A 10,503-nucleotide genomic window follows, 5' to 3' on the forward strand; every position below is an offset into this window, starting at 1 on the left:
GGCAATACCATTTTAGGTGCCCATTGTGGATTTGAAACGTCAAACAATATTATTCGTACCACAGACAATCACCTGATCGCCACATTTGGTGTCGAAAATTGCTTAATCGTGCATACCCCCGATGCAACATTGATTGCCCCCAAAGATGATGAAGCCGCCATTAAAAAACTGGTAACGCTGATAAAGGAACGTGGCTATGAACGATTCCTCTGAAGTCAGTCATCAATTAAACGCGGATTTCCCTGCCGAAGGTCGCCTGCTGGGACTCGACTATGGAACAAAACGAGTCGGAATTGCCATCTCCACGTTTGAACAAAATATTGCCAGTCCACTGGAAAACTACACCCGCCAAACAGAAATTCAGGACCAAAATCACCTCACGAAAATCATCAACGAGTATCAATGCAAAGGACTCGTTGTAGGCCTCCCCGTACATATGAGTGGTGATGAAGGACAGAAAGCCAAAGAAGCCCGTCAATTTGGAAACTGGGTCAGTCAATTCACACAAATCCCTGTTCGCTACTGGGATGAAAGGTATTCGTCCGCCAGTGCCGAAGAATTCCTGGTAAATCTCAATATCAACCGCAACAAGCGAAAGGCGTATCTTGATAAACTGGCTGCCCAGATTATCTTGCAGTCATTTCTTGACAGCGCGGACCGAAACCAAATTCCTGGATCTTTTTGAATGGTTTCTGATAGGAATACCGTATAATTATTTCAAGGATTTTTTTTCTGAATTTAGTACTCATGGTTATAAACGAGATTCAATGAAACAATTGCCCCTGGATCGTGAAGAATATATTGAACAGACTTATTTCTTTCGGAATTATCGTGAACGTCTGGAAGATGACATTCCTTCGCAAATCATTCTCGCAACAATCTACGAAGAAATTCTTGCCACGACAAAGTTGCCTATGGCGATCGACTTTCTAAAAGCAGAGATACTGTTAACGGGTCGGATCTCAGATGGAATGGAAAAACTCTCCCATTACTTCACACCATTCCAGACTTACATTTTGAAAAATGCGGAAGATGATAAATCAAAATTTGACCAGAAAATGGGCTTAAAGATTTTGGAACGCGAAGCAGAATACCGTTCCGAAAATCCTACCAGCGCGGGACTCTTTATTTATCAGTTTGAGTGTATTGCACGAAATCGTTTAGGTTATCACAACGGACTGGATGTGATCTCGAAAGATACTTTGTACAACGATGACTGGTCGGCATGGATTCGAAAACTCAAGATCCAACTGGGATCGGTTGACTTTGCTGACTTGCTATATTTTCGCTCTCAACATTTTGTTGATGAACAACAAAGGATTCCTGGGAAAGAAGATTTTGCACCTCAATATCCTATTCTATTCAGTGCGCAGGACGGACGGATTGCCAAGGCAAATCATGATCGTGATCCGCTCTATATGTTTGCAGCCCTTCAGAGACAATTGGGCTACCCAGATGTCCCGCGCAGTATTGCAAAACTAGATAAATCATTATTCCACCCTGCCCTGGAAGCGCGTTTACATAAGATCGAAACACGTCTTCAATTAATGGATTCCGAGTTGAAAGGCAATTTTGATCTGAATCAATTCATCGTCAAAGACCCTGATTTCAACGATAAAGATCTCGACTGAAAACATTAAAGTGGCCACTTGTTCATTGTTGTATGTAATTTCCTAAATATGACTTGCCAGATGTCGGCACATTCTCATAACATAGAAACACGATGAGACAATTGAAACAACATGTGACCAAAGCAGCAGTCCTTACGTCAATTTCTGTTTCAAAACAAAAGATTAACTTGATTAACACATGAATTTTATCAACAGGAGATAAACTCGACCGCAACTTTACTGTCTCAATTAAAGCATTCATTTAGACGCCTTGATTTCCCACCCCATGCCTACACCCACCTTAAGTAGGACTTTCAGAAAGGCTCAAATATGTCCAGTATTCCCATTGATACCCCTGATGCACGCATCCTCGATCCACCAAAAGAAGTAGCTTTCGAACTCAACCATTATCAGTTTGCCGTTCAGACAATTCTCTGGTCTGCAGGAACAATCGTATTCTGTCTGGCAATGGTCGATTTTTACGCTCATACATATGCCAGAGAAACAGAAGCCGGTCTGCAGCTTGCTCAAATAGAGAAACAGAAAATCAATCAAGACCTGCGTATCTCAGACATAAAACCGTTCATCGTTGGCTCTCCCATGATACAAACTCGTCCCGCCGATAAATACTTTCATATGTGCAAAGAAATGAAACAGTATACGTGGCATGGTTTCTTCAAAAGCTATTCCATTTCCGTTTATATTGGCATTAGCAATGACCCCTCTATTGACTTCATTCATGGTACAAATGATCTTGCGTTACTAGCAGAAAAAACAAGCTCAAATCACTAAACCATTGAATCGATTTATGAGTTCTTCTCCAGTTGAACATCAGCCTTCAGCAGACTATAACGTCTGTTGAAGGCATTTTTTTTGACAATCCATTCTACTTACCCTAAACCAGCTCAAATGTAATTATTGATAATTGAATACTGTTGATTCAAATAGCCCACCCAACTTCGCAATAAAAATATGACATGCATGAGTGAGAAAGAAACATGGAAACGATCAAGGGGCACCTCTACGACTACCCGAAATACTACGACTTGATTTTCGGAGATGACTGGAAGGCGGAATATGACTTCTTGCAAAACTGCTTTGAAATACACGCTTCCAGAAAAGTTACCAGTGTTTTCGAACCGGCCTGCGGTACGGGACGGTTACTGATTAAACTGGCACAGGCTGGCTACAAGGTTGCCGGCAATGACTTGAATGAACATGCCATCAAATACTGCAATGATCGTCTGGAACGGTCCGGGTTTCCTCGCTCCGCAGTCCTCGGAGACATGTCAGACTTCAAACTGAAAAAACCAGTTGATGCCGCATTTAATACAATTAACAGTTTTCGACATCTGCCAACGGAAACGGCTGCAGAAAATCATTTAAAATGCGTCGCCGCTGCACTCGCACCAGGTGGGCTTTATATTCTAGGGTTGCATCTGACACCTACCGATTGCGAACCCATGCAGAGTGAAAGCTGGTCTGCACGCAGAGGTAACCTGTCAATTAACTCGCATATGCAATCCATCTGGACTGATCTGGATAAGCGAAACGAACATCTTGAAATGACGTTTGATGTTTATACACCCACTCGACAATTCCAACTATTTGATACGATGGACTACAGAACCTACACAGCACCACAATTTGAAGCGTTACTGGCAACTGTACCCGATCTGGAACTGGTCGAATTATACGACTTCATGTATGAAATGGACTTCACGATTGAGCTCGATGCAAAAACGGAAGACGTTGTGTTTATCTTACGCAAGAAATAAACAGCCTCTGTTATTCATCCGGCTGTGTCTCAACAGTCGGCAGCACGCGCGTCCCGATATTCTCACCTGAGACTGCTTTTTCAATGTTGCCCACTTTGCGAAAGTTGAATACCAGAATCGGAATGCCATGTTCCATACAGTGATGCAAAGCCTGGGCATCCATTACCTGCAAATTCTTGTGCAGGACATCCTGATAACTGATCTCCGAAAAACGAACCGCATGAGGGTTCTTCTCTGGATCATCAGAATAAATCCCATCGACCTTTGTTGCTTTCAGTAGAATATCGGCGTCAATTTCTCGAGAACGTAATGCAGCAGCGGTATCTGTTGTCACAAATGGACTACCAGTACCGGCTGCCAGAATCACAACTCGCCCCTTCTCTAGATGACGAATACAACGTCTTCGGATAAAAGGCTCGGCAACCCCTTCCATCCGAATCGCTGTCTGCAACCGTGTTGCCACGCCTGCCTTTTCCAGTGAATCCTGTAACGCCAGACCATTGATCACTGTGGCCAGCATGCCCATATAATGTGCAGTCGCAGGATTGATCGAGACACTCGAAGAAGAAAACTGTTTGCCTCTTAGTATATTTCCACCACCACAGACGATCGCCAGTTGAACTCCAGAATCGACAAGCCTTTTTATCTGGGCAGAGATCGTTTCCAGCTCAGACATGCTGATTCCACCTTCTCCATCTCGGCAGAAGACTTCACCACTCAACTTGAGCAGAACACGCTTATAAGCAGACTTGAGAAGCGGTGCGGGAGATTCAGTCATCCGTGGAATCCTCATGATCAGAAAGTTATTGTTTATACTTAAACAGTTATACTAATGGAGTGTCATTTTTGAATTTGGGGGTGATCGAAATCACGGAAGTGCGAAAACGAAACTCGTAAACAACACTTCCAACCCTCAATTCCATGCTTGATCATGCACTAGCAGGAATATAAAAAACGCACGTGTACGTTCCGCACACATGCGTCTCTATTTTCAAATTATTAGTCGCCAATGGACCAGCGTGAAAACGAAACTGCTTCCAGCCCTTTTTCAGCCAATGCCTGACTTACGGTTTTGGAATCATCAACAGCATAAGGTTGATACACCAGAACCCCTTGTTCTGTAAAAAACGTTTTCATACGACCATCAACAATTTTATCGATGATGTTATCCGGTTTACCAGTCGATTTTGCTTCAGCGACCAGACGATCTCGTTCTTCCTGAACCACTGCAGATTCAAGACATCCTTCATTAACCACCGCCGGTTTCAGAGCAGCAATATGCATTGCGACTCCTCGAAGTAATTCAGCATCTGCTGTCTCGCCGGAAGCCTGAAACAAAACTCCGGTTTTACCATCGTGATGCACGTAGCCACCCGTAGGACCTTCTGAGCGTGCAATTTTTGACACTACAATTTTCTCACGGATTTTATTCAGCATATCCATGAAATCATCATTGATTGTCTTACCAGATGATTGTGTAGAAGGCAGTGCTAACAGTTCTTCCACAGTATTGACTTCAGGATTCGCAAGAAGCTGCGCTGCGCATGCATTCGAAAAATTGACTAAATCTTCTCCGCTGGCAACAGGAGCCGACTCACATACGACTTCCAACATGACTGTCTGAGAACCATCTTCACTCGAAAGAATGGTAATGCGTCCTTCGGTCGTATCATTGCCACTGCGCTTTAATTGAATTTTACCTGCCTCTTCACGCAGGATCTCAATTGCTTTTTCCTGATCACCGTCCGCTGCCTGCAAGGCTTTCTTACAAGCCATCATAGGCAAATCTGTCATTTCTCGTAATGCTTTCACGGCTGCTGCTGTGATTTCAGCCATCTCTGTAATCTCCTTTTGAAAGCAATTCTTCGTTTCAAAATTGCTTAAAAATGATAACCTGACTCGATTGTTTAATTTAATGTGAAGTTGCTAAATGTTTTAAAAAACATCTGGCAAATTTCAACATCACCATTAACGAAAGCGATTCTCTTACAGTGAAGGAACGGGTTTATGTTCATCATCACCGGATTCACCCTCATCCTTTTTACCACTATCAGGCAGTTCGCCCTTTCCTTGAAGGATGGCAGCTGCCAACTGATTCATTACCAGACGAATCGAACGAATACTGTCGTCATTGCCAGGAATGGGGAGGTCGACCTCATCAGGATCAGAATCGGTATCGATTAACCCGACAACCTTGATTCCAAGAATGTGTGCTTCATGCACGGCATTTTTTTCCTTGGTCGGATCAACAACCACTATTGCCTCCGGCAGGCGGTTCATGGAACGAATCCCGTTCAGATTACGAAACACTTTGCGTTTTTCACGAAGCAGCGTAGACTGCATCTTCTTAGAGTAAGCTTGAATCTCACCCGTTTCGTCCAACGCTTCCAATTCCTCCAGACGTTTCAAGCGACCACGCACCGTACGGAAGTTGGTTAATGCGCCACCCAACCAGCGTTCGGTTACATAAGGCATGCCACTGGCAGTCGCGGCTTCTTTAATCGGGCCTTGCGCCTGCTTCTTTGTTCCGACAAACAAGATCAGACTTCCCTGAGAAGCCACGCGTTCCAGATAACGCTTCCCGCGAATGATTCCACGCACGGTCTCTTTTAAATCGATGATATGAATTTGATTACGGCGCCCATAAATATAGGGACGCATTTTCGGGTTCCAGCGGCTCGTCTTATGGCCGTAGTGAACACCCGCTTCAAGAATTTCTTTAACCACTAAATCTGACATTTCCACACTCCTCGTCGTGAAAGGGCACATGACCTTCCAGGGGCCACGTTCTTAAGTAATTACAATCAATAGACTTATCTACCAAAGGCGTCTAAACGAATCAATAAAATTCGACAAGCGCAACCCGAGCCAAATACACGCGGGTGTGCAACTGCCTGGATAGTATCGGAGTTATTTGTGCCCGTCAAACCTTGCGACCGTTAATTCAGTGAATTGGATCGAATTTGAACCCTGTGACTCAGGCAATTGGGCTCATCCTAAGTGCATTGAATCGATATACTCAAATTTCACAGATTCACCTAAGAACCAACTATCGATAACGAATTAATTAGTAGTTTTCGTTTCACCTTTGATCTAAAGCGCATCCCATATAACCAAAGCTCATTTCATTCTATGATACTCGTTTCAAATGACCTTGGAGACGCTACAGTAAACCTGGACTCAGGCTAATCAATCCCATGCCATCAATTCTTCACAAATTTTCAAAGACCATTCACCAATTGAGCGACAATCTCCTTGCGCTCGAAGGGGAAACGAAACAACTCGACCTCGCGGGATTAGCAGGACGAGAATGGTTTGAAATTTTGCAACGAAAATTGATCCCCCAACTCTCGGACAATGTTTATCTGGTTGTAGGCGTCGTCGGCGGTACGAATATTGGGAAGAGTGTCATCTTCAATCATTTAGTCAATCAACAAACCAGTGCCATCAGCCCTTTGGCATCTCAGACAAAACATCCTGTTTGCCTGGTACCCCAAAAGTTTGAACAAAACCATGATTTGGAAAAAATCTTTCAAGGCTTCAAGCTGACACCCTGGTCGGCTCCCGAAGATCCATTGATCGAGGACGAACAACACCTGCTCTTCTGGAAAAACAGTGAGAGTCTGGCGCCGAATTTACTCGTCCTGGATACTCCCGATATCGACAGCGATGCGGAAGTCAACTGGGAACGTGCAGAACGTATCAGACAGAGCGCGGATGTTCTGGTCACTGTATTGACACAACAAAAATATAATGACGCAGCAGTTAAAAAGTTTTTCCGTGAAGCAGCACGCGAAGAGAAAGTCATCATCACCATCTTTAATCAATGCCAATTGCCTGACGATGAAAACTACTGGCGACTCTGGTTGAACACCTTCTGCCAGGAAACTGGGGTACAACCCGAGTTGGTATTCATAGCTCCCAATGATCGGCAAGCCGCCACCAGCCTGCAACTCCCCTTTTACCCCCGCACATTTGAACCGACTCCCTCACATTCAACAAATAAGACTGATTCGGATGATGCCGATACAGGCACTACCGCCAATTTGATGAACGTCATATCGCAACTGCATTTTGGTGAGATCAAAGTTCAGACCCTCAAAGGTGCTTTAAATTACCTGGTACAACAAAACACAGGAGTGCCCGCTTACCTCCGGGAAATCAAAAGTCGCAGTCATGAATTTCGCTCTGCTTCAGAATTACTCTCCGAACAGGAATTGGCCGAAATTGACAACTGGCCTTTAGTTTCGAATTCGGTAATCGTAGACGCGGTTCGTACATGGTGGCAATCTCAAAGAGAAGGCTGGTCAGCTCAGATTCATGGTTTTTATAACACACTGGGTCGGGGAGTTCTCTGGCCTGTTCGCTATATCCATTCTCTGGCTGCGGATGAAAAACGCCCGCCTATGGAGCTCTACCGTGAACAGGAATGGTCTGTCGTATTACAAACGGTTGAAGGAATTTATGATCGACTGACTCTGGTAAGTGAACTCGGCAATGAGCTATTAACGAATCGACTGAAAACGTTATTGAATGGCACCTCACGCGAAACACTGCTAAAAACACTACGCGAGGAGCATGCCGAGATTGATTTCACCGTACAACTGGAAGAATTAGTCGACAGTGAAATGACGTTCTTCAGAACTGAAAGCCCACAGTATTACACGTTCATGAAGCAGTTAGACAGAATTGCTGCGGTGGCTCGTCCCGCATTAAGTGTCGGCCTGTTTTTTGTAGGCTTTGGCGCAGTCGGCCATGCAGGCTCTCAACTCGTCACCGACACAATGATTCAGTCCGTTGTCAATGTAGCCGGCGATGTCGCCGGAGGTGCCGCCACGACAACGGTCGGAGAAACTGCCGTAAGCAGTACGACCGCGACCGGCGTTGGATTTCTCGAAGCAAAGTTCAGAAGATTTCACGCAGTCTTCGCCCAAAAACGAACGGAATGGTTGGCTACAGCAATTCGAAAACATTTGTTAAAAACACTACCCGAAGAACTGAAATCAGCCGTCGAACTTCCGAACTCAACATATTATCAGGCAGTTCAGAATTCCGTTTCTGAACTGGAACAACAGTTAAACGAACTTCACATCTCGACCTGATATTAGTCGCGTTTTATTAGCCGTTGATAAATATTACCTAAAATTGATACCGTGTTTCAGTGATGGAAACCAGAATCTTAAACAGGAATTGAATCTGTCATGCCTACATCGGAAATAGCACAAATCGAAATGCTGGCAGCAGTAGATCGTTTGATCCACCAGCTCCAATCATGGAGTGAACAGCAAACCGATTGGAAAACAGCGCAACAAAGCCAGGCCGTGATTCATCAATTGCTCCCCCGACTCGATATGTTACGTGTGCGATTGCAGTCACCTCTGGTCATTGCTACCTTTGGCGGAACAGGCACGGGAAAGAGTAGCCTGGTGAATGCCTTGATCGGTACTTACTGCTCGCCATCTGGCAGACAACGTCCGACAACGACAGATCCGGTTTTAATCGCGCATCCCGATACAGACCTGGATCGTTTAGGATTGGACTTAAGTCAATTTCAAGTAGAACAAAAAGAACTCGATCAACTTCAAAATATCATTCTCATTGACTGCCCTGACCCAGACACCTCTGAAACAAACGATGAAGGCAGTAATTTAACGCGATTGCAACACATTATTCCTCTGTGCGATATCCTGCTCTACACCTCAACTCAGCAAAAATATCGTTCGGCACGCGTGGCAGAAGAATTGAAGGAAGCCGCCATTGGTCGACGTCTTATCTTTGTACAGACCCATGCCGGGCTGGATGAAGACATTCGGACAGATTGGAAACAACAACTTTCGCAACAGTTCGAAGTACCAGAAATTTATTTCGTCGATTCCGTCCGAGCGCTGGAAGACCAACTGGCAAATCGACCACTCCAAAAAGATTTTGCCAGTTTACAAAATATCCTAAGCACACAACTTGGAAAGTCAGAACGCCTGCAGGTACGGCGTGCCAATCTCCTGGAACTAATTCAGAATGCCATTAATCATTGTTCTGATAAAATCAATCTCAATTTACCCGCCATACGGGAACTGGAATCATTCCTGAAACAACAACACGTTTCCCTTACCAGACAAATGTCGCAGGAACTCAGAACAGAATTACTCACCAGCCGAAATCTCTGGGAACGACGACTCCTATCCTGCGTTTCCGACACTTGGGGATTGAGCCCCTTTTCCACAATGCTCCGAGTTTATAACGGCTTAGGTAACTTTATCGCGTCGGCCAGCTTGTTTCGTGCTAGAAACTCTGCACAAGTCGCGCTCATCGGTGCGCTACAGGGTGCCCGCTGGATTGGTAACCGACAGAAGGAACAGGCAACTGAAAATCGATTAAACCGGATTGGTTCCTTCGGATTAGATGATAACAAACTGCGCGAATCACAATTATTAATCGACGGCTATGCTCAAGCTGCAGGCCTGGAAACACAACCAGTCCAACATACCGGCTCTCTGGACAAGCTGCAAACAGAAGCCGCTTATGTCGAAGAACAATTCCTGTATGATGCCGGCTCGAAAATTGATGCCATTATTGCAAAACTGACCCGCAAAAACTCCGGATGGTTCACCCGCGCAGTGTATGAAACCCTCTTTCTCTCTCTGGTGGTTTACGCCCTGGTTCGTATTGGAAAAAACTTCTTCTACGATTCGTTTCTGGACGAAAACAACATTCTCGCCATTGATTTTTATGTTACGGCCGGGGTGATATTCCTGATCTGGACTGGTTTTCTGGTAATGATGTTTACCAGAAAATTGAAACGCGGTCTGGGGCAGGAAATCAACCAACTGTCAGACGATCTTGCGAATGCAAAACTATCGCAAGGGCTGTTCCCTCAGCTGGAACAAGCGTGCCAGCAAGCGCATGCAATGCAACATTCGCTGGAACGTATGGGTGGTGAAGTACACCAACTGAGGAATGAAGTCGCTTCATCCCAAATACTGGGCGCCTGGAAAGTAACAGACACGATAACAGATGCTGATTCAAAAACTCCGCACCTGACTTCGCAATAAATTATTTGCGGTTATAAAACATCTCAGCAATGCGATAGGCACTTACTGACCCTGATCGACTGACTT

Annotated in this window: 9 protein-coding genes and 1 pseudogene; 7 read left to right on the plus strand and 3 right to left on the minus strand. The window is 44.8% G+C overall.

The window, feature by feature from the left end; genetic code table 11:
* From Q0668_RS16735 to Q0668_RS16755, 5 genes and pseudogenes are all read left to right on the plus strand, one after another.
* A pseudogene (locus Q0668_RS16735) lies at window positions 1-213 on the plus strand (mannose-1-phosphate guanyltransferase); the annotation flags it as partial.
* Entirely contained in the window at window positions 197-685 is a 489-nt protein-coding gene (gene ruvX, locus Q0668_RS16740) for a Holliday junction resolvase RuvX (protein ID WP_298866688.1), read from the plus strand. The pseudogene Q0668_RS16735 and the gene ruvX, both read left to right, overlap by 17 nt.
* 82 nt (window positions 686-767) lie before the next feature.
* Entirely contained in the window at window positions 768-1,631 is an 864-nt protein-coding gene (locus tag Q0668_RS16745) for a hypothetical protein (protein ID WP_298866689.1), read from the plus strand.
* Window positions 1,632-1,940: 309 nt separating this feature from the next.
* Entirely contained in the window at window positions 1,941-2,402 is a 462-nt protein-coding gene (locus tag Q0668_RS16750) for a hypothetical protein (RefSeq protein ID WP_298866690.1), read from the plus strand.
* 206 nt (window positions 2,403-2,608) lie between these two features.
* Entirely contained in the window at window positions 2,609-3,388 is a 780-nt protein-coding gene (locus Q0668_RS16755; RefSeq protein ID WP_298866691.1) for a class I SAM-dependent methyltransferase, read from the plus strand.
* A gap of 10 nt (window positions 3,389-3,398) precedes the next feature.
* On the opposite strand, the gene pyrH is transcribed toward Q0668_RS16755, so the two are convergent.
* The 3 genes from pyrH to rpsB all read right to left on the minus strand — a co-directional run bounded on the left by pyrH (window position 3,399) and on the right by rpsB (window position 6,127).
* Window positions 3,399-4,166: a UMP kinase gene (gene pyrH / locus Q0668_RS16760; RefSeq protein WP_298866692.1), complete on the minus strand. Its 768-nt coding sequence runs from the start codon at window positions 4,164-4,166 to the stop codon at window positions 3,399-3,401.
* Between the two features lie 221 nt (window positions 4,167-4,387).
* Window positions 4,388-5,224 carry a translation elongation factor Ts gene (gene tsf / locus Q0668_RS16765; protein WP_298866693.1) on the minus strand — a complete coding sequence of 279 codons (837 nt, stop codon included), beginning with the start codon at window positions 5,222-5,224 and terminating at the stop codon, window positions 4,388-4,390.
* Window positions 5,225-5,374: 150 nt separating this feature from the next.
* A complete protein-coding gene (gene rpsB / locus Q0668_RS16770) occupies window positions 5,375-6,127 on the minus strand; it encodes a 30S ribosomal protein S2 (RefSeq protein ID WP_298866695.1) in 753 nt (250 codons plus the stop codon).
* Between the two features lie 500 nt (window positions 6,128-6,627).
* Between rpsB and Q0668_RS16775 the strand changes: the two genes are divergently transcribed.
* Together Q0668_RS16775 and Q0668_RS16780 are read left to right on the plus strand one after the other, a co-directional pair.
* Window positions 6,628-8,490: a GTPase gene (locus Q0668_RS16775; RefSeq protein WP_298866697.1), complete on the plus strand. Its 1,863-nt coding sequence runs from the start codon at window positions 6,628-6,630 to the stop codon at window positions 8,488-8,490.
* Window positions 8,491-8,589: 99 nt separating this feature from the next.
* Window positions 8,590-10,437, plus strand: coding sequence for a GTPase (locus Q0668_RS16780; protein WP_298866699.1), 1,848 nt, complete (start codon window positions 8,590-8,592; stop codon window positions 10,435-10,437).
* The last annotated feature ends 66 nt before the right edge of the window (window positions 10,438-10,503 follow it).

It is taken from the genome of uncultured Gimesia sp., assembly GCF_937910335.1.
Classification (GTDB): Bacteria; Planctomycetota; Planctomycetia; order Planctomycetales; family Planctomycetaceae; genus Gimesia.

Bases quoted from the DNA above. Each gene is read 5' to 3' on its own strand.
- Q0668_RS16750 (WP_298866690.1), top strand. From the start codon at position 1,941: ATGTCCAGTATTCCCATTGATACCCCTGATGCACGCATCCTCGATCCA.
- ruvX (WP_298866688.1), top strand. From the start codon at position 197: ATGAACGATTCCTCTGAAGTCAGTCATCAATTAAACGCGGATTTCCCT.
- pyrH (WP_298866692.1), bottom strand. From the start codon at position 4,166: ATGACTGAATCTCCCGCACCGCTTCTCAAGTCTGCTTATAAGCGTGTT.
- Q0668_RS16755 (WP_298866691.1), top strand. From the start codon at position 2,609: ATGGAAACGATCAAGGGGCACCTCTACGACTACCCGAAATACTACGAC.
- rpsB (WP_298866695.1), bottom strand. From the start codon at position 6,127: ATGTCAGATTTAGTGGTTAAAGAAATTCTTGAAGCGGGTGTTCACTAC.
- Q0668_RS16780 (WP_298866699.1), top strand. From the start codon at position 8,590: ATGCCTACATCGGAAATAGCACAAATCGAAATGCTGGCAGCAGTAGAT.
- tsf (WP_298866693.1), bottom strand. From the start codon at position 5,224: ATGGCTGAAATCACAGCAGCAGCCGTGAAAGCATTACGAGAAATGACA.
- Q0668_RS16745 (WP_298866689.1), top strand. From the start codon at position 768: ATGAAACAATTGCCCCTGGATCGTGAAGAATATATTGAACAGACTTAT.